Origin of the sequence: Blastomonas sp. CCH9-A1 (genome assembly GCF_001557175.1) — a bacterium.
Classification (GTDB): Bacteria; Pseudomonadota; Alphaproteobacteria; order Sphingomonadales; family Sphingomonadaceae; genus Blastomonas; species Blastomonas delafieldii_A.
The window spans coordinates 1-22,191 of the sequence record NZ_LSHM01000065.1 but is presented as its reverse complement, the minus strand read 5'-3'; the positions used below and the strand labels follow the sequence as shown (position 1 = coordinate 22,191).

Annotated in this window: 19 protein-coding genes and 1 pseudogene; 12 read left to right on the top strand and 8 right to left on the bottom strand. The window is 65.7% G+C overall.

Going from position 1 to position 22,191, the window contains the following annotated elements; all coding sequences use genetic code 11:
* Positions 1–260 precede the first annotated feature (260 nt).
* The 5 genes and pseudogenes from AX725_RS17205 to AX725_RS17185 all read right to left on the bottom strand — a co-directional run bounded on the left by AX725_RS17205 (position 261) and on the right by AX725_RS17185 (position 5,486).
* A pseudogene (locus AX725_RS17205) lies at positions 261–948 on the bottom strand (LytR/AlgR family response regulator transcription factor).
* 25 nt (positions 949–973) lie between these two features.
* Positions 974–2,098, bottom strand: coding sequence for a sensor histidine kinase (locus AX725_RS17200; protein ID WP_066045752.1), 1,125 nt, complete (start codon positions 2,096–2,098; stop codon positions 974–976).
* A 106-nt stretch (positions 2,099–2,204) separates the two neighbouring features.
* Positions 2,205–3,932 carry a gamma-glutamyltransferase gene (ggt, locus tag AX725_RS17195; protein ID WP_082737506.1) on the bottom strand — a complete coding sequence of 576 codons (1,728 nt, stop codon included), beginning with the start codon at positions 3,930–3,932 and terminating at the stop codon, positions 2,205–2,207.
* Between the two features lie 43 nt (positions 3,933–3,975).
* Entirely contained in the window at positions 3,976–4,179 is a 204-nt protein-coding gene (locus tag AX725_RS17190; RefSeq protein WP_060977645.1) for a DUF2061 domain-containing protein, read from the bottom strand.
* A 275-nt stretch (positions 4,180–4,454) separates the two neighbouring features.
* The gene (locus tag AX725_RS17185) at positions 4,455–5,486 is read right to left on the bottom strand and encodes a quinone-dependent dihydroorotate dehydrogenase (protein WP_060977644.1); all 1,032 of its coding nucleotides are present in this window, start codon (positions 5,484–5,486) and stop codon (positions 4,455–4,457) included.
* A gap of 117 nt (positions 5,487–5,603) precedes the next feature.
* Between AX725_RS17185 and AX725_RS17180 the strand changes: the two genes are divergently transcribed.
* Together AX725_RS17180 and AX725_RS17175 are read left to right on the top strand one after the other, a co-directional pair.
* Positions 5,604–7,412, top strand: coding sequence for a DUF885 domain-containing protein (locus AX725_RS17180; protein WP_060977643.1), 1,809 nt, complete (start codon positions 5,604–5,606; stop codon positions 7,410–7,412).
* 299 nt (positions 7,413–7,711) lie between these two features.
* Entirely contained in the window at positions 7,712–8,551 is an 840-nt protein-coding gene (locus AX725_RS17175) for a helix-turn-helix domain-containing protein (protein WP_060977642.1), read from the top strand.
* Positions 8,552–8,573: 22 nt separating this feature from the next.
* Here AX725_RS17175 and AX725_RS17170 read toward each other — a convergent pair whose 3' ends face one another.
* Positions 8,574–8,990 (bottom strand): ATP-binding protein, encoded by a 417-nt coding sequence (locus tag AX725_RS17170; protein ID WP_060977641.1) that lies wholly within the window; start codon positions 8,988–8,990, stop codon positions 8,574–8,576.
* A gap of 44 nt (positions 8,991–9,034) precedes the next feature.
* Here AX725_RS17170 and AX725_RS17165 point away from each other — a divergent pair, with 44 nt between their 5' ends.
* From AX725_RS17165 to AX725_RS17140, 6 genes are all read left to right on the top strand, one after another.
* On the top strand, positions 9,035–9,469 hold the full coding sequence (locus tag AX725_RS17165) for a FecR family protein (RefSeq protein WP_060977640.1): 435 nt from the start codon (positions 9,035–9,037) through the stop codon (positions 9,467–9,469).
* On the top strand, positions 9,466–10,068 hold the full coding sequence (locus AX725_RS17160) for an OmpA family protein (protein WP_060977639.1): 603 nt from the start codon (positions 9,466–9,468) through the stop codon (positions 10,066–10,068). Before AX725_RS17165 ends, AX725_RS17160 begins: the two co-directional genes overlap by 4 nt.
* 69 nt (positions 10,069–10,137) lie before the next feature.
* Positions 10,138–11,808, top strand: a complete 1,671-nt coding sequence (locus AX725_RS17155) for a formate--tetrahydrofolate ligase (RefSeq protein WP_060977638.1) — start codon at positions 10,138–10,140, stop codon at positions 11,806–11,808.
* 73 nt (positions 11,809–11,881) lie between these two features.
* Positions 11,882–13,039 (top strand): homoserine O-acetyltransferase MetX, encoded by a 1,158-nt coding sequence (gene metX, locus AX725_RS17150; protein WP_060977637.1) that lies wholly within the window; start codon positions 11,882–11,884, stop codon positions 13,037–13,039.
* Complete coding sequence (metW, locus tag AX725_RS17145; protein WP_060977636.1) at positions 13,036–13,626, top strand: methionine biosynthesis protein MetW; 591 nt, start codon at positions 13,036–13,038, stop codon at positions 13,624–13,626. Before metX ends, metW begins: the two co-directional genes overlap by 4 nt.
* A gap of 4 nt (positions 13,627–13,630) precedes the next feature.
* A complete protein-coding gene (locus AX725_RS17140; protein WP_060977635.1) occupies positions 13,631–14,560 on the top strand; it encodes an NAD(P)/FAD-dependent oxidoreductase in 930 nt (309 codons plus the stop codon).
* A gap of 597 nt (positions 14,561–15,157) precedes the next feature.
* Here the strand turns inward: AX725_RS17140 and AX725_RS17135 are convergent.
* Positions 15,158–16,918, bottom strand: a complete 1,761-nt coding sequence (locus AX725_RS17135; protein ID WP_066117643.1) for a tetratricopeptide repeat protein — start codon at positions 16,916–16,918, stop codon at positions 15,158–15,160.
* 281 nt (positions 16,919–17,199) lie between these two features.
* Here AX725_RS17135 and AX725_RS17130 point away from each other — a divergent pair, with 281 nt between their 5' ends.
* The 4 genes from AX725_RS17130 (at position 17,200) to AX725_RS17115 (ending at position 20,792) form a co-directional block, all read left to right on the top strand.
* Entirely contained in the window at positions 17,200–19,020 is a 1,821-nt protein-coding gene (locus tag AX725_RS17130; protein ID WP_060977633.1) for an ABCB family ABC transporter ATP-binding protein/permease, read from the top strand.
* A complete protein-coding gene (locus AX725_RS17125) occupies positions 19,017–19,385 on the top strand; it encodes a hypothetical protein (protein ID WP_066270747.1) in 369 nt (122 codons plus the stop codon). Before AX725_RS17130 ends, AX725_RS17125 begins: the two co-directional genes overlap by 4 nt.
* Positions 19,386–19,551: 166 nt before the next feature.
* The gene (locus AX725_RS17120; protein WP_060977651.1) at positions 19,552–19,992 is read left to right on the top strand and encodes a protein tyrosine phosphatase family protein; all 441 of its coding nucleotides are present in this window, start codon (positions 19,552–19,554) and stop codon (positions 19,990–19,992) included.
* A gap of 239 nt (positions 19,993–20,231) precedes the next feature.
* Positions 20,232–20,792 (top strand): hypothetical protein, encoded by a 561-nt coding sequence (locus AX725_RS17115; RefSeq protein ID WP_060977631.1) that lies wholly within the window; start codon positions 20,232–20,234, stop codon positions 20,790–20,792.
* A gap of 158 nt (positions 20,793–20,950) precedes the next feature.
* Here AX725_RS17115 and dapE read toward each other — a convergent pair whose 3' ends face one another.
* Entirely contained in the window at positions 20,951–22,105 is a 1,155-nt protein-coding gene (gene dapE, locus AX725_RS17110) for a succinyl-diaminopimelate desuccinylase (RefSeq protein WP_060977650.1), read from the bottom strand.
* Positions 22,106–22,191: the final 86 nt, after the last annotated feature.

Here is a 22,191-nt window from a genome sequence, read left to right as displayed (position 1 = left end):
TGGGCGGGGCTCGCCGGGGTTGTGCAGGCGCTCCAGCGTGGCTGACCCACCCCCTGCCCCTCCCTTTCAGGGAGGGGAGTTCTGGTGCGAGGGGCTGAGGTGGGAAGCGAGTTAAGCCCTCTCCCCTTTAGGGGGGAGGGTTTGGGAGGGGGGAATGCGCTGATGCCTGCCCCGATACGCCAGGCCCCTCTCAGCTGCGGCTAGCCAGCGAGCTGGCAAGCCTTTGCATCTCTCCCCCATGGGGGAGAGAGCAAGGGTGGTCAGCGCCCCGCCATTTCCTTCACCCTTGCGAGATACGTCCGCCCCACGCGCAGCTCGCTGCCATCCGCCAGGCACGCGAACCAGACGCCGCCGCCATTGTGGCGCAGGCTCGTGATATAGTCGTTGCGCACGATGTGCGAGCGGTGGAGGCGGACGAAGCGCGACGGGTCGAGCCGCTCCTCGAGCGTCTTGATCGTCTCGTGCATCAGATAGCTGCGCGTGCCGACGTGCAGCCGCATGTAATCGCGCTCGGCATCGATGCGCTCGATCAGGTCGGCGTCGATGCGCTTGAGTTCGGAGCGATGCGGCACCCAGAATTCGCGCACCCAGTCGCCCTGCGCGGGCGGGGTGGCGGGCGGGTTGGCGAGCACCGCGCTGCGCCGTTCGAGCACGCGCGCCACCGCACGCTCCAGCCGGTCGGTGGCGACGGGTTTCAGCAGATAATCGATCGCTGCAAGGTCGAACGCCTCGACCGCGAACGCCTGATAGGCGGTGACGAAGATGATCGCGGGCGATTGCCCGGTCTTGCCGAGCGCGCGCGCGACGCCCATGCCGTCCAGGCGCGGCATGTTGATGTCGAGGAAGACCAGCTCGGGCTTCAATTGCTCCGCCAGACGCAGCGCGGATTCGCCGTCGCTCGCGGTGCCGACCAGGCTGATCCGCGAGCGGCTCATCATCGACGATCATGGTCCTGAGCGGAGCGGCGTCGCTCTCAACAGTCATGGCGCACCGCCGGCAAGGTCAATTCCACCACAAAGCCTCCTTCAAACGGGACATGCCATTCGATCCGTCCGGCGCTGCCATAGCGCGCGTCGAGCCGGTCGCGGACATTGGCGAGCCCGATGCCGCTGCCCTTGTCCGAATCGGTCGGGATGACATCGCCATCGTCGCTGACCGTCAGGTGGAGCACGCCATCACCCTCGCGTGCGCCGATGCGGATGGTGACCGGGCGGGTGGCGCGGGCGACGCCGTACTTGATCGCATTCTCGACCAGCGGCTGCAGGATCAGCCCGGGCACGCAGCAATCCATCAGTTCGTCCGGAATATCGATCTCGATCCGCAGGCGATCGGGAAAGCGCACCTCCTCGATCGCGAGATAGAGCTGCTGCAGCTGCACCTCGTCCTCCAGACGGACATCGTCGAGCGGATCGCCGGTGAGGCTGGTGCGATAGAAGGTCGAGAGGTTCATGATCATCGACTCGGCCTCGTCAGGCCGGTTGCGCAGCACCAAAGTCGAGAGCGAATTCAAGGTGTTGAACAGGAAGTGCGGGTTGACCTGATAGCGTAGCGAGCGGAGCTCCGCCTGCTGCGCGGCCTGGGCAAAGCGTGCGGCCTTGCGCTCGGCGGTGCGGACTTCGGCGGCATAGCTCAATGCCAGATAGAGCATCGCCCAGGAGCTGAGGAAATAATAGCTGGAAATGGCGAATTCGAGGACGTTGGCGACCGGATCCAATGTCACGATCTTCTCGGCGAGTTCATTGTCCTGAAACACGCTCATCGGATCATAGACGTTGAACGCGAAATAGTTGAACACCGATATCGCCAGCGCCGCCGGGATCGAACCGACCACCGCCGCGACGATGCGCGGGGTGAGCGGCTTGTCCTCGAACCAGCGCAGGCCGAAATACAGCACCACATTCACCAGCACGCCGAACAGGGTGACCGCGATGCGGCGCACCACCAGTTCCTGCTGCGCGGGAAAATCGAGCACCGCCGCGCGCAGCGTGACGATGATCATGTAGAACAGCCAGAAGCCCAGGATCGACAGCAGGGCGACCTGCTGGTCGACACGGGGGCGGGCCGGGCGGGTTATGGCGCGGGGAACGGAAAGTTTCATCACAGCCAGTCTTAACCTGCGATGACCCGCCTGTCTGCCCCGCGGCCTTGTGCTGGTCGAAGCCCGCGCCGCCTTGGTCGAAAGCGCTGGCCCCAGGATCAGGCGGTCATTCGGCGAGCGCGACGCCCGGGCTGCGCGGATCGGCATAGCCGGTCCAGCCCTTGCCGTTGAACTGCGCGGCGTTGAGCTTCGATCCCAGCTCGTCAACGACCACTGGCTGACCGAAAGCGGCGAGCGCCTCGTTCATGCCGCCCAAGGGCGTCTTGCCCTCGACGATCAGCGAGCCGTTTCCGAAATAGATATTGGGCAGGGCCAGCGCCTCGCCCGCAGGCAGCTTGAAATCGATCACCCCGATCAGCGCCTTTGTGACGTGCATGATGATACGCTTGCCGCCCGCCGAACCGACGGCAAGCACCGGGCGATCCTGAGCATCATAGACGATATGCGGCGACATCGACGACAAGGGCCGTTTGCCCGGCTGCACGCGGTTGGCCACCTTTTTGCCGTCCTTTTCGGGCGCGAAGGTGAAGTCGGTCAGCTCGTTGTTGAGAAAATAGCCGTTCGCGATCAGCTGGCTACCGAACGGGCCTTCGACGGTCGATGTCATGCTGACGATATTGCCCGCGCCATCGACCGCGACGAAATGGGTGGTACCGGCGACCTCGCTCGACAATGCGGCGGTTCGCGGCTCGGACCCCGGCGGGGTGCCGGCCTCATACTTGTTCAGCGCCTTGTCCGGATCAATCAGCGCCGCGCGCGACTTCACATAGGCCGGATCGAGCAGGCCGTTGACCGGCACCGAAACAAAGTCGGCATCGCCCAGATAGCTCTCGCGATCGGCATAGGCGAGCTGCATCGCCTCGCCGATCAGGTGCCAGGTCTTGGCATTATCCGGGCCCATCGCGCCGATATCGTGCGGCTCGAGCATGCCCAGGATCTGCTGCACCGTGGTCGCGCCCGAGGAGGGCGGACCCATGCCGCAGATCTTGTAGCCGCGATAGCGCGAGCAGACCGGCGGGCGCTCCTTGGCCTTGTACGCGGCAAGGTCCGCCAGCGTCATCGCCACCGGATTGACGCTGGCCTTGCTCACCGCATCGACCAGCGCCTGCCCGTGCTTGCCGGTATAGAAGGCATCGGGGCCCTGCTTGGCCACCGCGCGGAGCAGCTCGGCGAGCGCGGGATTGGTGACGCGGTCGCCGACGGTCTTGGGTCCGGTCGCGTTCCAGTAGATCGCGCGCGCATCGGGGAAGCGCGCCCAGATCGGCGCGAGCCGCGCCAGCGCCCTGGCGAGCGCGTCGTTGACGACAAAGCCCTCTTCCGCGAGCTTGATCGCGGGACCGAACAGATCGGCCCAGGGCAGCTTGCCCCATTTGGCGTGCGTCATCGCCATAAGCCGGATATTGCCCGGCACGCCGACGCTGCGCCCACCCTGGAACGCTTCGATGAACGGCAAAGGCTTGCCGTCTGCGCCGAGCAGCAACTGCTCGCTCGCCGAGGCCGGGGCCATCTCGCGCCCATCGATGGTCGCAAGCGTGCCCGTTGCCGCGTCATGGTGGAGGAGCAGCCCGCCGCCGCCGATGCCGGAGCTTTGCGGTTCGACCACGGTCAGCGCGAGCATCATCGCCATCGCGGCATCTGCAGCAGACCCGCCCTTGCGCAGCATCTCCTGCCCGGCCGCCGTTGCGCGCGGATCGGCCGAGGAGACCACGCCCTTGCCGAGCGGCGCAGTAGCGGAGGTATCGGCGGGCGGCGTGCTCTGCGCATGGCAGGCGATCGAGAGCGAGGACAAAGCCAGCGCGGCGGCGGCAACGAAGGTGCGGGAGATGAAGCTCATGCCAAGCGTTATACTGGCATGGTGCGATGCGGCAAGCACCGCATCAGCTGGGCAGCAGAACCGCGCCCGACGACCGGCCCGCCCAGAGTTTCTCGTGGAAGAAGAATGCGACCGCGTTGATCATCGGCTCGATGATCGCGAGGCCGCTGGCGATCTCGATCGATCCGGTGAAGGCATAGGCGACCGAGAAACCCACGGTGAGATGCACCGCAAGATAGCTCAGGGTCTTGGCAAGATCGCGGGGCATGGCATGGCTCCTGTCGGGTCAACAAGAGTATTGATAATCATTTGCAATTGAGAACGCCAATGAGAGATTTGCCGCCTATTGATCGACCCAATCGATCAATTCGGACAGTTTCGCGGGGTTTCGCGCACAGTCGCGAAGGCGCGAAGCTGTTCTGAGCTTTCCGTTCTCCGGCGAAAGCCGGAGCCCAGGAGTCCGACAGTTCGACATTGCCTCTGGATCCCGGCATTCGCCGGAAGACGAGGATCCTTCGCGTCTTCGCGTGCCCCCTAAAACCTTCAGCCAGCGCCGACTGCCTCGCTCAAAGTCGCAAAGCCATCGCGCTGGAGCAGCGCCTCCAGCCCCCGGTTGATTCGCGCGGCGAGCCCCGGTCCCTCATAGACCAATGCCGAATAGAGCTGCACCAGCGAGGCCCCGGCGCGGATGCGGGCATAGGCGTCGTCGGCACTCGCGATGCCGCCGACGCCGATCAGCGGGATCGCGCCGCCGCTGGCCGAGCGGAAATCCTTGAGCCGCTGCTGCGCCAGGTCGCGCAACGGCGCGCCCGAAAGCCCGCCGGCCTCGCCAGCATGGCGAGAGCGCAAGGCGGGCCGCGAGATCGTGGTGTTCGACACGATCAATGCGTCGAGCCTTTTGTCGATCGCGATGCGGGTGATGTCGTCGATATCCGCTGCCTCCAGATCGGGCGCGAGCTTGAGGAACACCGGGCAGCCGTGACTGCCCCGCGCCTCGGTCACCGCATCGAGCAGGTCGGACAGGGCACCGGCGTCCTGCAGCGCGCGCAGGCCCGGCGTGTTGGGCGAGGAAATGTTGACCGTGAGATAGCGCGCGAGCGGCGCCATCGTCCGCGTCATCATCGCATAATCGGCGATGCGATCGGCCGAATCCTTGTTCGCGCCGATATTGACGCCGATGATCCCGGCACGCCCCTGCCCGGCCTTCAGCCGCGCGACAACGGCCTCCGCGCCGTGATTGTTGAAGCCCATGCGGTTGATCACCGCCTTGTCTTCGGCAAGCCGGAACAGCCTGGGGCGCGGATTGCCCGCCTGGGGCAGCGGTGTCACCGTGCCGATCTCGACGAAACCGAAGCCGAAGCCGAACATCGCGTGCGGCGCTTGCGCATTCTTGTCGAAGCCGGGCGCAAGCCCCACCGGTGTCGGAAAATCGAGTCCGGCAACGCGCATCGCCAGCACCGGATCGGGCCTGGGCGGCGCGGAGGCGGGCAGCAGGCGGAGGCCCGCGATGGTCAGCCGATGGGCATCCTCGCCATCGAGCAGGAAAAGGGCGGGCCGGGCGAGCGAGAACAGCATGTCGCCCTATGGCTTTGCGACGGGCCGATGGTCAAGCGGCGGCGAGACGGTTTACGTATGCGGTAACTCCCGATAGCTTCGCCATTAACCCTGCACGACATAACGGAAAACCGCTTCATGACCCTACGCCCGATCGCCCTTGCCCTTTTTCTCGCGGCCAGTCCGCTTGCCTTGACCGTCTCCGCCAGCGCCCAGAGCGCGCCCGCCGAGGCCGCTGCGCAGAACGCCGAACTCAAGGCCTTCTTCGACCAGGTCGATGCCGAGAATCTCGCCGCCGCGCCGCAGGGCAAGGCCTATCGCGGCATTCGCGACGGTGATTACGGCAAGTGGAACGACCCCTCGGATGCCGCCGAGGCCGCGGCCTTCGCACGCGGCCAGAAGGCGCTGGCGACGATGAAGGCGCGGTTCGACCCTGCGAAGCTCTCGCCCGAGGACCGGCTTAGCTACCGCCTGTTCGAATATCAGGCCGAGCGGTCGGCGCGCGCGCACCCCTATCGCAAGAACGAGTATATCTTCGACCAGATGAACGGCGCGCAGAGCCAGATGCCCGCGTTCCTGATCAACATCCACAGCGTCAAGAGCAAGCAGGACGCCGAGGCCTATGTCCAGCGGCTGCAGGGCATGGGGCCGCAGATGGATGCGCTGGTCGCCGAATCCAGGCAACGCTCGGAAGCGGGCGTTATGCCGCCGAAATGGGTCTATCCTTTCGTCCTCGACGATGCGCGCAACGTCATCAAGGGCGCGCCGTTCAATGAGGGCGCGCCGTCGACGTTGCTTGCGGACCTGACCAAGAAGGTCGAGGCGCTCGACATTGCCGCACCGGAAAAGGCCGCGCTGATCGAGGCGGGGCGACAGGCGCTCACCACCAGCGTCAAGCCCGCCTATCAGCGGCTGATCGCCGAGATGGAGCGGCAACAGGCCATCGCGCCGACCGAGGACGGCATCTGGCGGCTCAAGGACGGCGGCGCCTATTACACCCAGTTGCTCGCCAATTACACCACGACCGATCTTAGCGCCGACCAGATTCACCAGATCGGGCTCGACAATGTCGCGCGCATCCACGGGGAAATGCGCGAGATCATGAAGAAGGTCGGGTTCAAGGGCAGCCTGCAGGAGTTCTTCGCCTTTGTCCGCACCGACGACCGCTTCTATTTCAAGACGCGCGAGGACTATCTCGCCACGGTCGATACCAGGCTGAAAGCGATGCAGGCGAAGCTGCCCGACTATTTCGCGACGCTACCCAAGGCCCCGCTGACGGTCAAGGCGGTCGAGGCGTTTCGCGAGAAATCGGCGGGCAAGGCCTTCTACCAGAGCCCCGCGCCCGACGGCTCGCGCCCCGGCACCTATTATGTGAACCTCTACAATCTCAAGGACATGGCCTCGACCGAGCTCGAGGCACTAGCCTATCACGAAGGCCTGCCCGGCCATCACCTACAGCGCGCGGTTCAGACCGAGCTGGGCGACCTGCCGCCGTTCCGGCGCTTTGGCGGGGTCACCGCCTATACCGAAGGCTGGGGGCTCTATTCGGAAGAGCTGGGCAAGGACATGGGCTTTTACGAAGACCCCTATTCGGACTTCGGCCGACTGGGCATGGAGTTGTGGCGCGCCTGCCGCCTGGTGGTCGATACCGGCATTCACCACAAGCGCTGGAGCCGCGAGCAGGCGATCCAGTATCTGACCGACAACACCCCCAATCCGCCAGGCGACATCTCCAAGGCGATCGAGCGTTATGTCGTCTATCCCGGCCAGGCGACCGCGTACATGATCGGCAAGCTCAAGATCATGGAGCTGCGCGACAAGGCGCAGAAGACGCTGGGGCCGAAGTTCAGTTTCGCGCGGTTCCACGATGCCGTTCTGCGGAGCGGACCGGTGCCGCTGACGGTGCTCGAGGAGCGGATCGACGCCTGGATCCAGGCGGGCGGCTGAAAACCCCGGTTTTGCGGCGTTTCAGGGCAGACACCCGATTTTGCACGATTTTTCAGAATGTCGAATCTGTCCAATCGCCCTGACTCGCTTGCGATTATACACCGCCTTGCGACCCGAAGGGCTCAAGGCGGAGACGCCGAGAGTTCTTTTCCTAACAGGCGACCCTGATTTTTTCGGGGTCGCCTTTTTTTTGGTCCGATTTGGAGCTATACCCTCGCCCGGGTCGACAGAAAGATAAATCCGGCGAGAGGAGGACGGCGCAAACGCCGCGCCTGTCGTACGGCCGATTGGGGTCGCCAATGCCACATCTCGAATATGCGCTGCCCAGCGAACCGCTGAGAGAGTTCGTCTCGGTCTATTATCGCCTCACCTGCCCCGAACCTCTGGTGGTGGACGGCGAGCGCGCGGCGATTGCACAGCTGCGCATGGCCACCGGCGGACGCGTGACGCTGCACATGCCCGACGGCAGTTCGACCGTGTGCACCGGGGCGGTGCTGGTCGGGCCGACCACGGCAGCGGTGCGATTCGAGATCGAGGGGCCGTTCCACATGTTCGGCATGGGCATTACCGCCGCCGGATGGGGCGCCCTCACCCATGCCAGCGCTGCCGATTTCGTCGACAAGGTGGTGCCTGCAGCCACCGTGTTTCCGCGAATCGAAGAGCGCATGGCGTTGCTGCGCACTCTCGATACCCTGCCGCAGATGACGGCTGCGGCCGATGAGATCATCCAGGGCTTTGTCGATCAGGTCTCGCCCGAGATGGTCGAGTTCACGCGCATGGTCGATGCCTGGCTTGCCTCCAGCGTATCGCCGATGGTCACCGACCTGCACGCTCAGAGCAAACTTTCCGAACGTCAGCTGACCCGCCGGGTGAAACAGCTTTACGGGATGCCGCCCAAATATCTGTCGCGCAAATATCGCGCGCTGCGCGCCGCGCGTTCGCTGATCGATGCCGAACCCGACGAAGCAGACTATCTGCGCGACGCGTTCTACGACCAGTCGCACATGATCCGCGAGCTGAAGCTGTTTGCGGGCACGACCCCGACACGGCTGCGCACCGGCGAGGGCGAGATGGCGCGGCTGATCGACCAGCGCAGCCAGCTCAAGGGCGCGATCAACCCGCTGGTGGCAGAGACCTGAACGCCGCCTGCCGCGCCGACGCTCAGCCGAGCAGCACGAGTTCGAGCAGGTTGAAGCCGTCCTCGCGCCGGTAATCGGCAATCTCTGCCCAGGCGCGGATCATCGCGAGCCCGGCTCCGCCGCCGCGCTCCGCGTTCGGCGCATCGATCTCATCAGCTTCGCGCGGGTCGAAAGGGCGGCCATTGTCGGCCAGGATGATGCAGATTCCCGCTGGGTCCGGATAGAGGTCCAGCCAGCCGGACAGGGACCCTTCCACCGCGCCATGCTCGTAAACATTTGTCACAGCCTCTTCGACCAGAACGGCAAGCTTTGCGCCGAGCATGGGGGACAGGCTATGTTCCTCGGCAAAGGCCTGCGCCTGCGCGACCGCGCGATGTATCGATTCGGGACCATTGCCGTCCAGATCGCAGCGATACGGATTGAAATTGCGCGACGTCATGGCGCAGGTTATGCCATGCATGCGGGCAAGTGGGGATGCCTAATATGAGACGCGTACTGCTTGTAACACTGTCGCTGCTGGCCATGACCGCTCAACCCGCCTGGGCCGATATCGGCCGGGTCAAGAAAAGCGCAGGCGCCGCGCAGATCGAGCGCAAGGGCACGCGGATTAACGCTGCGGTGGGCACGTCACTGCTGCCGGGCGACGTGCTCGTCACCGGCAAGGGCGGGCAGATCGCGGTCGCCTTTGCCGACAACACCCGCTTTTCGGTCGGCCCCAACAGCCGCATCGCGGTCGATAAGTTCGACTTTGACCGCACCACGCGTTCGGGAGCCTTCGAGACCCGGGTGGAGCGCGGATCGCTGGGCGTCGTTTCGGGCCAGATCGCCAAGTCGCGGCGGGACGCGATGAAGGTGCGCACCCCCACCTCGCTGCTCGGCGTGCGCGGCACCCGCTTCATCATCAACGTGCCCGAATGATGCGCGCAAGGGGGCTTTCGATCGCGTTGCTCGCGCTGACCCTGGCCGGCTGTGCCGGGCCTTCGCTGCTGCTGCTCAGCAGCGAGGAAGGCGGGGAAGAGGGCGCACTGGCGGTGATCGACGAGAAATGCGGCAATCCCGACGGATTGACCATTGCCGGATCTTTCACCCGCACCAGGCTTTCGGGCTGTGCGCCGCGCCCCAAGGGTGTGGGCGAGGCGGCCCTCAAGCCGGAGGAGCGCAGCCTGATCGCCAATCTGCCGCCGCCACCGGCGCGCTTCACCATGTATTTCATTCCCGACACGACCGTGCTGGCGCCAGGATCGGAAGGCATGATCGATGCTCTTGCCGAGCATTTCAGGGCGCGGCCCGGCGCGGAGCTCGAGATCATCGGCTATACCGATACTGTCGGCAAGGCCGAGTATAACCTCACCCTGTCGCAGAAGCGCGCCGACGAGATCAAGGAACGGCTGGTGCAGCTGGGCTTCCCGGCCGAGGTCATCACCACGACGGGACGCGGCGAGACCGAATTGCGCTTCCCCACCCCCGACGAGACCGAGAATGGCGGCAACCGCCGGGTGGAAATCATCGTCCGCTGATCATCGGCGCTTGCCTGTACCGGCATGACCGCTACCACCATCGGTCAACGCTTGTTCCCGCGAGGCCCGATGCTCACCGATATTCAGATTTCGCGCGCCGCTAGCCTGCAGCGCATCTCCGCCATTGCCGAGACGCTCGGGCTGCCAGATGCAGCGGTCGAACCTTATGGCCATTACAAGGCCAAGATCGACCTCAAGGCGGCGGGACTCGACGGCGCCGAGCCGAGGGGCAAGCTGATCCTGGTCACCGCGATCAATCCGACGCCCGCCGGCGAGGGCAAGACCACGACATCGGTGGGGCTCGCCGATGCGCTCAACCGGATCGGCCACAAGGCAGTGCTCGCACTGCGCGAACCCTCGCTCGGCCCCTGTTTCGGCACCAAGGGCGGCGCGACCGGGGGTGGCTATGCCCAGGTCGGGCCGATGGAAGACATCAACCTGCACTTTACCGGCGATTTCCACGCGATCACCTCGGCGCACAATCTGCTCGCCGCAATGATCGACAACCACATATACTGGGGCAATGCGCTCGATATCGACGTGCGCCGCGTGGTCTGGCGGCGGGTGCTCGACATCAACGACCGCGCGCTGCGCGCCATCGTCCAGTCGACCGGCGGGGTCGGCAACGGCTTCCCGCGCGAAAGCGGCTTCGACATCACCGTCGCGTCCGAGGTCATGGCGATCCTGTGCCTGGCGCGCGACCTTGACGATCTGGAGGAACGGCTGGGCCGCATCGTCATCGGTTATACCCGCCAGCGCCAGCCAGTGACCGCGAGCGACCTCAAGGCGGCAGGCGCGATGGCGGTGCTGCTCGCCCAGGCGATCAAGCCCAATCTGGTGCAGACGCTCGAGGGCAACCCCGCGCTGCTGCATGGCGGGCCGTTCGCCAATATCGCGCATGGCTGCAATTCGGTGATCGCGACGCGCGCCGCGCTGGCGCTGGGCGATTTCGTGGTGACCGAGGCCGGGTTCGGCGCCGATCTGGGCGCGGAGAAATTCTTCGACATCAAGTGCCGCCAGGCCGGGCTCGATCCGGCGGCGGCGGTGATCGTGGCGACGGTGCGCGCGCTCAAGATGAACGGCGGCGTCGCCAAGGCCGAACTCGGCCATGAGGATGTCGAGGCGGTACGGCGCGGCAGCGTCAACCTGATCCGCCATATCGAGAATGTGCGCCAGTTCGGCGTGCCCGTCGTCGTCGCGATCAACCATTTCCACAGCGACAGCGAGGCCGAGATCGCGGTGCTGCGCGAAGTGGCCGAGGCGCAGGGCTGCGAGGCGCATCTGTGTCGCCACTGGGCCGAAGGCGGGGCGGGCGCGGAAGGGCTGGCACACGCGGTCGCGCGCATCGCAGCCAGCGGCGGAGCGCAGTTCAAGCCGCTGTATGACGATGCGTTGCCGCTGATCGCCAAGATCGAGACGGTGGCAAAGCGCATCTACCGCGCCGAGGGCGTTTCGGCGACGCCCGCCGTGCTGGCGCAGCTCCAGCGCTGGGAAGAGGCGGGATACGGCCATCTGCCGGCGTGCATGGCCAAGACGCAGTACAGCTTCTCCGCCGATCCGACGCTGCTCGGCGCACCGACGGGCCACGTCCTGCCGGTGCGCGAGGTGCGGCTGAGCGCGGGCGCGGGCTTTGTCGTCGCGATCTGCGGCGAGATCATGACCATGCCCGGGCTGCCGCGCGTCCCCGCCGCCGAAGCGATACGGCTCGATGCCGATGGCGAGATCGAGGGGCTGTTCTGAGCGGCATGACGCGCGCTCGGCGATCATCGCGCCCCATTGACAGCCGCACGGCTTGACGCCAAGCCCGCGGCCCATGGCGAGCGCATCTGCCCCTCTTTCCGACGAACGTTTCGGCCTCGACCGGCGGATCACGCTGCTCGGACCGCTGCCGCTCGATTGCGGCGCCGCGCTCGCACCGGTGCAGATCGCGTACGAGACCTATGGCAGCCTCAACGCCGACAAGAGCAACGCGATCCTGATCTGCCATGCGCTGACCGGCGACCAGTATGTCGCCTCGACGCACCCGATCACCGGCAAGCCCGGCTGGTGGCAACGGCTGGTGGGGGAGGGAAAGCCCGTCGATCCATCGCGCGACTTCATCATCTGCGCCAATGTCATCGGCAGCTGCATGGGCTCTTCGGGCCCGGCAACGGTCAATCCCGCGACCGGCGAGCCATGGGGCATGGACTTTCCGGTGCTGTCGATCGCCGACATGGTCCGCGCGCAGGCGCTGCTGCTCGATTATCTGGGCATTCCCGTGCTCTCCGCCGTCATCGGCGGATCGATGGGCGGCATGCAGGCGATCAGCTGGCCGGTGCTCTATCCCGACCGTGTCCGCGCCGCGCTCGTCATTGCCTCGACCGCACGCCACTCGGCGCAGAATATCGCGTTTCACGAGGTCGGCCGCCAGGCGATCATGGCCGATCCGCGCTGGCGCAAGGGGGCCTATTATGCCGATGGCGACGTGCCCGCATCGGGCCTCGCCGTGGCGCGCATGGCGGCGCACATCACGTACCTCTCCGAAGCGGGCCTCACCGAGAAATTCGGTCGGCGGCTGCAGGACAAGAGCGACCAGGATTGCAGCGGCAGCAGCTTCGGCTTCGATGCCGATTTCCAGGTCCAGAGCTATCTGCGCCATCAGGGGATCAGTTTCGTCGACCGGTTCGATGCCAACAGCTATCTCTACATCACGCGCGCGATGGACTATTTCGACCTCGCAGAGCCCTATGACGGGGTGCTCGCCAGAGCGTTCATGGGCACGAAGACCCGCTTCTGCCTGATCAGCTTCGATACGGACTGGCTCTATCCCACCGCGGAATCGCGCCGCATCGTCCACGCGCTCAACGCCGCCGGGGCCGAGGTGAGCTTTGTCGAGCTGTCCTCGCCCTTCGGCCATGACGCCTTTCTGCTCGAATGCCCCGAAATGAACCGCATCGTCGATGGTTTCCTGCGCGCGGGGGCGAACGCGTGACCGGTTTGCGCCCCGACCTCCAGATCATCGCCGAGAACGTGACGCCCGGCGCGCGCGTGCTCGATATCGGGTGCGGCGACGGCGCGCTGATGGCGGCGCTGCGCGACACGCGCCAGGTGCGCGCGCGCGGGCTCGAGCTCGACCCGGCCAACGTGAGCGCGGCGGTAGCCCGCGGCCTTTCGGTGATCCAGGGCGATGCCGATACCGATCTTGCCGATTATCCGTCGGACAGCGTCGATTACGCGATCCTCAGCCAGACGCTGCAGACGACACGCGCGCCGCATCTGGTGCTCGAACAGCTGCTGCGTATCGGGCGGCAGGCGTTCGTCAGCTTCCCCAATTTCGCGCACTGGCGCATCCGCCTGTCGCTGGCGACGCAAGGCCGGATGCCTGTCACCCGGCTGCTGCCCGAAAGCTGGTACGACACGCCCAATATCCACCATGTCAGCATCGAGGATTTCCGCGATCTGATCGCGGCGCGCGGCTGGACCTGCGATGGCGCGTGGTTCCTGTCGGGCGGCAAGCCGACATCGCGCGGCATGGCCAATCTGCTCGCCGAACATGCCGTGTTCCTGCTGAGGCGCTGACCACATGAAGATCGGAATCATCGGAGCCGGGCTGGCAGGGCTCACCGCAGCGCGCGGGCTGGCAAAGGCCGGGCACGCGCTCGTGCTGTTCGACAAGGCGCGCGGCCCGGGCGGCCGGATGTCCACCCGCCGGACCGAAACCGGGCAGGGCATGGCGTATTTCGACCATGGCGCGCAATATTTCACCGTGCGGGACGCCGGTTTTGCCGAAACGGTCGCGCGCTGGGAGGTCGAGGGCGTCGCGGCGCGCTGGGCGGCGGCGGGCGACAATGCCTGGGTCGGTACCCCGGGCATGAACGCGATCATCAAGGCCGAGGCGGCGGGGCACGATGTCCGCTGGAACTGCCGGATCGAGCGGATCGTGCGCGAGGGCGCGGGTTGGCGGTTCGAGCACGATGCGGGCAGCGAGAGTTTCGATACCGCGATCGTCGCGGTTCCGGCAGAGCAGGTCGCGCCGCTGCTTGCCTCCCATGCCCCCGAATGGGCGGCGCTGGCCGAGGCCACGGTATCGCAGCCGTGCTGGACGGTCATGGCAAGTTTTGCCGAACGGGTCGATTTCGGTCCCGATTGCCTGCGCGACATGGGCGCGATCGGCTGGGCGGCGCGCAACAGCGCCAAGCCGGGGCGCACGGGGCCGGAAAGCTGGGTCATCCAGGGATCGCCCGCCTGGTCGGCGGCGCATCTCGAGGACGAGGCCGACAGCGTGATCGCGGCGCTGATCGCCGATCTGGCGGCGGCGACAGGTGTGGCGCTTCCCGAAACACTGGTCGTGCAGGCGCATCGCTGGCGCTATGCGCTGTCGGGCGCGGCGGCGCGGACGATGCTGTGGGATGAAGGTTCGAGGCTGGGGGTCAGCGGCGACTGGCTGATCGGACCCCGGATCGAAAGCGCCTGGGCCTCGGGCCGGGCGCTTGCGGCGGCGATGACCGCCTGATCGGATCACCTGAAGATCAGACGATCGCGCCGGGGCCGATGCTCGCGGCGAGGAACAGCGCCGAACTCAGGATCGCGAGCGCGGCGGCACCGATCTGGCTGGAAAGCTGGAGCGACATTGTTTCTTTTCCTTGAAAGATGACAGTGAACGGGCGGTCAGACGATGATGCCGGGGCCGACGCTGGTTGCGACCAGGATGACCGAGCAGATCGAAGCGAGAGCGGTGGCGAGGATGTTCATGGGGAAGGTCCTTTCGATTTCGGTTTGAGGTGCTGGCTGGGGATCAGGCGACGACGCCGGGAGCGACGCTGGCGGCGATGAACAGGCTGGAGGTCAGGATGGCGAGAGCGACGGCGGCGATCTGACTCTGGGCGTTCGAGAAGAGGGTCATGGCGGTGTCCTTTCGTGGGTATCTGGTGGTTCCGGTCGGTGTGTCCGGAGATGCCAGATACTTTGCACACGCCGTGCCAAACTGAGAAAACCACGCTATTCCAGCGACTTAGGCTTTTTCAGGCCCAAGTTGAACATGAACAAATGCTGACTGTTGGGAAAATTTCCCATTAATCGGGATCAGTGCTGTGCGGGGGTTGCAGGCGCGTCAGCCTGCCGCAGGGACCAGCCCGGTCGCCTCGGCCTCGGCCTGCATGCGGCGCGCGAAGAAGGGCGAAATGGTGAACCGCGCCAGCACGTCGGAGGCGGGGGCGCCGGAGGGCGCGCCCACCAGCTTTTCCAGCGCGCGCCAATCGGCCCGGCCTTCCGCAACGCGGCCGTTGGCGGCCAGTGCCAGTGCGCGCCCGAGCAGGAAATTGGGCTGCGTCTCCAGTTCGGGCTTTTCCGCACTCAGCGCGAGTTGCAACGCTTCGGCGCGCTTGCCGTTGATGACGCGCGTGATCACAAGCGACGAGATCTGATAGCCCCCGGGCTGTTCGTTCAGCGCACTTGCGCGTTCTAGCACGGGTTCGGCGCCCGTGTAATCGCCGCACGCCATCAACAAGCTGCCCGCAAGGCCCAGCGTATCAGGCTCGAGCGGATTGCTCTCGATCGCACGGCGGGCAAAGGCGGTCGCGCGCGGGCAGTTGCCCCGCGCCCAGGCCGAGCGCGCCACCGCGATCTGCGCCAGCGCCGATGTTCCGTTGTTGCGCAACGCAGCTTCTGCAAGATCGCGCCCCCTGGCGGTCGGGGTCAGCGGCACCAGGCTCTTGCCGCGCGGCCGCGACAGTTCGAGGAACGATTGCGCCTGCAGCACCAGCGATTCGTTGGGGAACAGCTTGGCCGATGCATCGAGGCATTGGCTCACCGCCGCCCGCTCCGCGGGATCGCGGCTCTGGCGGTAACTGTCATAGGCGATCAGGCAGGGATAGCCGGGGGACGTGTCGCCGCCCAGCAGCTTGCGCTGATGCTGGATGATCACCCCACCCGAGCGCGCGACCTCCGAAATGCCGTTCCCGATGGCCTGCTCGACATCCGGCGCCGCGATCTCGGTGCCGTCATGGTTTACCTCATAGGACCACAAGGTCGTCCCGCTCGCCTTGTGGCGCAGCGCGAGGAAGATCGGCGCGTTCGCCCGGGCCGGACCGGAGCCGCTGCCGCGGACGACCAGCTGGTACGCGCGTGCCCTCTCCGTCTCGCTGACATCCTCGTGCGCAGCGCTGGTCACCGCGAGCATCTCGAAGCGCTGCAGGTGCATTTCGGCAATCTGCGCGGCGGTGTTGAGCGCGTCATTGCCGCTCGCCGGCTCGGTCAGGATCGTGACATGCGCGATCTGGCGGCGCATGTCGCGCCGTGCAGCCTCTTCGCTGGCGGTTTCGGGCTTGGCCAGCAACCAGATGACGTAGAGCAGGCCGAGCAGCAGCAGGATACGCACCACCCAGAGAATCCAGCCACGGTCGATCCCCGATGGCGCCGGGGATGATGCCTGCGAGCGGGCGTGTCCCTGGCTATCTTCCGCGCCTGCAGCGCCCCCGAAGGCGGCCGTATCGCCCCCTGAGTTCGGCAACGACTGAGGTCCGGCTCCAACCGGCGCGGTGGCGGCCGGCTCTGCCATGGGCGCCAGCTCGACATTGTACCGCCCCACCGGAATGACGATGCGATGACGGCCTGCGGCCTCCTGCGCGGACAGCCCGGCATAATGCAGTTCGAGCATCTTGCGCAGCCGACCGACCTGCACACGCGGATAGCTGTCGCTCTGCGGATCGAAGCTGTCGTCCCGGCCCAGGCCGTCGACCGCGATCTGATAGGCCTTGAGCCGCTCCCCGTTGCCCGCAAGTGTCTGTTCGACAAGATATTCGAGCAAACGCCGCAACACGGGTGAGCGGACGAACTCCGGCGAGCGCATCACCAGGGCAAGTTCGTTCTGCAATGCGCTTCTTTCAGGTTGCGCACTCACCTGCGTGTCATCCCTTCAGGGCTGGCGGATTGTCGATAGCAACGGATGAAGCGCCCGGAACCGTTATCTTGTCCGTGTTTGCTTCCATGAGGATATAGGCCGAAATGTAACTTTGCAATCGAACGTGACATGAAAATGGCCGGAGGCACTGAAAAACTTGCATTTTACGGGTGACAACCAGCCCAATTGGCGTTTGGGGTTTTTGTTCCCAAGGGGTTGGAACCGCCGACCATCACCCCTATCGAGGGCATAGCATGCCGCCGCAAACCCCCTCCTCTGCCGATCGAACGGCCCCGCCCGCCATGCGCGAGACGCTGGGGCGGTTCCTGCCCTATCTCTGGCCAGCGGATCGGCCCGATCTGAAACTGCGAATCTGCGGGGCGATGCTGATGGTGCTGCTGGGCAAGGCGGCGGTGCTGTCGATGCCCTTTGCCTACAAGGCCGCGGTCGACCGCATGACAATCGACGGCACCACCATGGCGATGGCGGCGATCATCGCGGTGCTGGCCTATGGCGCGGCGCGGTTGGGATCGGTGCTGTTCGACAATCTGCGCAACGTGGTGTTCGAACGCGTCGGCCAGGAGGCAACGCGGACGCTGGCCGAGAATGTCTTCGTCCAGCTGCACCGGCTGTCGCTGCGCTTCCACCTCGCCCGCCGCACCGGCGAGGTCACCAAGGTGATCGAGCGCGGCACCAAGAGCATCGACGTGATGCTCTATTTCCTGCTGTTCAACATCGCGCCCACAGTGCTCGAGCTCATCGCGGTGCTCGTGATCTTCTGGATCAATTTCGGCTTCGGGCTGGTGCTGGCGACGGTGGCGATGGTGGCGATCTATATCGTCTTCACCCGCAAGATCACCGACTGGCGCAACCATCTGCGCGAAGCGATGAACACGCTCGACGGCAAGCAGCTCGCGCGCGCGGTCGATTCGCTGCTCAATTACGAGACGGTCAAATATTTCACCGCCGAGGAACGCGAGGCCAAGCGCTACGGCGATGCCGCGCGCACCTATGCCAATGCGGCAGTGAAGTCGGAAAATTCGCTCGCGCTGCTCAATATCGGCCAGTCGCTGATCACCAACCTGATGATGGCAGGCGCGATGGCCTATACCATCTGGGGCTGGAGCCAGGGGCAGTTCACCGTCGGCGATCTGGTGCTGGTCAACACGCTGCTGATGCAGCTGTTCCGCCCGCTCGACCTGCTCGGCATGGTCTATCGCACCATCCGCCAGGGGCTGGTCGATATGGCCGCGATGTTCGACCTGATCGACACGCCCGCCGAGATCGTCGATGTGCCGGGTGCTCCCGCGCTCGACATCCGCCAGCCCTCGGTCGAGTTCCGCAACGTCGATTTCGGCTATGATCCCGACCGGCAGATCCTGCACGGCTTGAGCTTCCGGGTCGAACCTGGTCAGACGCTGGCGCTGGTCGGCCCCTCGGGCGCGGGCAAGTCGACCATCGCGCGGCTGCTGTTCCGCTTCTACGATCCGCAAGGGGGCCAGGTGCTGATCGGCGGGCAGGATATCGCCAAGGTGACGCAAGGCTCGCTCCGCGCCGCGCTGGGCATCGTGCCGCAGGATACGGTGCTGTTCAACGACACCATCGGCTATAATATCGGCTATGGCCGCGAAGGCGCGACACAGGAGGAGATCGAGCGCGCGGCGCATGGCGCGGCGATCGGCACGTTTATCGAATCCTTGCCCAACGGCTATGACACCGAGGTCGGCGAGCGCGGGCTGAAGCTGTCGGGTGGCGAGAAGCAACGCGTCGCGATCGCGCGCACGCTGCTCAAGAACCCGCCGCTCACCATCTTCGACGAGGCGACCAGCGCGCTCGACAGCGCCACCGAGGCCGAGATTCTCGATACGCTGCGTTCGCTGGCCGAAGGCCGCACCACGCTGATCATCGCGCATCGGCTCTCCACCGTGACCCATGCCGATACGATCATCGTGCTCGACAAGGGCCAGGTGGCGGAGCAGGGATCGCATCGCGAGCTGCTGCAGAGGCGCGGGCTCTATGCGGCGATGTGGGAACGCCAGGCGCAGGAACGCGCCAAGGAAGAGGTGGCGGCATGACGATGACGGCGGCAATTCTCGCGGCACTGGCGCTGCAGGGCGTAGCGCTCGATCCGCCGGTCGAGGCCGAGGCGGCGGAGGTCGAGCAACCGACGCGCTCGGGCCCGTGGAACGACATGTATGGCGAGCCACAGCATCCAGGCGCGACCTATCGCGTGCGGCTGTTCGTGCATGCCGCGCAGGCCTGTCTTCATTTTGCCGGCGAAGAGCCCTATGATGCCGAGCGCGCCGAATTCCTCAACGCGATGATGGATGAAAGCTGCGCCGGGCTGAAAGAGCGCTATAGCGCGATCCTGGCCGATCCGATGACCGATGCGCCGTCGCGCGCACTGGTCGAGAAAGCATGGGAGCCGTTTCGTGAGTGACAAGCTTTCCAGGATTGCCGCCCTTGCGCTGGCCGCCGCGCTGCTGATGCTGCCCGCCTGCAAGGACCGCAACCAGTCCGACCGTTCGCCGGTGCAGATGCCGCCGATCCTCGCGTCTGCCACCGCCGCACCCGCAGCCATGCCCATAGCCATGAAAGAGACAAGCATGTTCACACCGCTGACCGATGATGTTCAGGTTTCCCCGCAGATCAGCCTCGATCAGGTGGCGGCAGCCAAGGCGGAAGGCGTGACGGTGATCATCAACAACCGCCCCGATGGCGAGGACCCGAGCGCGCCGCAAAGCGCCGAGATCGAGGCGGCAGCAAAGGCTGCCGGGATCGATTATGTCTCGATTCCCGTCACCCATGCCGGTTTCTCCGCCCCGCAGGTCGATGCGATGATCGCGGCGCTGGACAAGGCCGAGGCGAGCGGCGGCAAGGTGCTCGCCTATTGCCGATCGGGCACGCGCTCGACGCTGCTCTGGTCGCTCGCCCAGGCCAAGCAGGGGCGCAGCCCCGCCGAACTCACTCGCATCGCGGCGCAGGCTGGCTATGACCTGACCCCGATCCGTCCGATGCTCGACGCGCTCTCGGGCCAGGCGGATTGACAACACCAGATCCTCCCCGAGCTCGTCTCGGGCCAGGTGGACTGACTAAAAAATCCTCCCTGAGCCCTTCCATGCCAGAACTATCCGTTTGCCCTTCCACCACCCGCTATGCGGGCGGTCCCCCTCCCCCAGGACGCTGTGGGAGGATTTCATGGTTAACCCGATAATAACCATCTTGTGACCAATCTTGCTCGTTCCACCGCGGCGACTCTGCGGTGGCGATGCAAGGAGAATGGGGCATGGCCAGCCATCCCGGCGCGGCATCCGGCAATTCCGCAGCGGCACTCACGCTTGCCGAGCTGCGCGAGTTCGCGAGTTTCTCACCCGCGGCACAGCGCTATATCAAGCGCGCGCTCGATATCGGCCTCGCGCGCGAGGACGCGTTCAAGCGCTGGGCGCGCAATGCCGAGGAAACCGCCTCGATCCGCATGCATTATCTGGTCTATCAGGATCTCAAGCTGCTGCGCGGCAATGTGCCCGATGCACCGCATGAGGACGGGTTCGAGCATTTCATGGCGCTGCTGGTGCGGCTGGCAGCGTTCGATCTGGCGCAGGGCCGGATCGAGAGCTTTTCCGCCTTCCGCTTCCTGTACGAACGCCTGCTCGGCGCCGATGTGCGCCCCTGGCTGCCCTCGGCCTATTGCGCCGCTGCCGCGCTGCCGCAGATTCAGCCCGAACGGCGCAAGATGCTGCTCCAGTCGATCAGCGAAGCCGCTGCCACTGCTCCGGGCTGGTCGCTGCGCGCGCCGGTCTTCTTCCCCGAATGGGTCGAATGGGTGAGCGGCGACGCCGCGCATTGAGGGGCTCGTTTAGCGCACACGTCCCTCGACTTCGCTCGGGACAAACGGAAAATGGGATGGTGCCCCTAGGAAATGGGCCTCCCGATATCAGCTGAGCCTATTTACCCCCGTTTGTCCCGAGCGAAGTCGAGGGACGCTACAGAGCGCCGGTTGCCGGATCAGCTCGTCCCCACCAAAGCCGCGACCGCCACGCGGCGATAGATTCGCGCCAGCACGTCCAGGTCCGCCACAGCCACCGCTTCATCGAGCTTGTGCATCGTCGCGTTGCACAGGCCGAATTCCACCACCGGGCAGATGCGTGAGAGGAAGCGCGCGTCGGACGTGCCCCCCGTCGTCGACAGCTCGGTTTCCACCCCCGTCTCCGCGCGGATTGCCTCGGCAATGATGCCCGAAAGCTCGCCCGGCGGAGTGAGGAAGGCCTCGCCCGAAATCTTCGCCTCGACCGTCCCGCCCAGCGGCTCGGCAATGCCGCGAATCAGCTCGATCAGCGATTCGCCGCTGTGCAGATCGTTGAATCGGATGCTGATCCGCGCCTCGGCGGCGGCGGGGATGACATTGTGCGCCGGGTTGCCGACATGCAGGTCGGTCACCTCGATATTGCTCGGCTGGAACCAGTCGGTGCCCTCGTCCAGCACCACCGCCTCGATCGCCGAGAGGATCGCCACCAGCTTCGGGATCGGATTGTCGGCCAAATGCGGATAGGCGACATGGCCCTGCTGGCCGGCCACGCGGATCCACATGTTGACCGAGCCGCGCCGCCCGATCTTCACCATGTCGCCGAGACGGTTGACCGAGGTCGGCTCGCCCACCAGGCACAGGTCGGGAATGGTATTTTCGCGCAGCATCAGGTCGATCAGCGCGCGGGTGCCGTAGATCGCCGGCCCTTCCTCGTCGCCGGTGATGATCAGGCTCAGCGTCCCCGCCTCGCGCGGAATATCGGCGGCGGCGGCGACGAAGCTCGCGATCGAGCCCTTCATGTCGACCGCGCCGCGCCCGTGCAGCAGATCGCCGCGGACTTGCGGTTCGAACGGATCGCTCGCCCAGCCCATGCCCGGCGGCACCACGTCGAGATGCCCGGCAAAGGCGAAATGCCGCCCCGCATCGCCCGATGGCCGCCGGATCGCGAACAGATTCTCGACCGGACCGTCGGGCGCCGCGCCGCAGATGAAGCGCGTCACCGCAAAGCCGAGCGGCGCGAGCATCGCCTCGAGACAATCGAACACCGCGCCGGTAGCGGGCGTGACGCTTTCGCAGGCGATCAGCCGGCTGGCAAGCTCGAGCGGTGCGGCGGAAATCATCGCGGTATCGGTCATCGGGGCTTTCTCGTTGGTCGCAGGCGCATTTGAGTGATTTCGAGTGAAATGGAACATTTCACGGCTCGGAAATCACGGCAAAACAG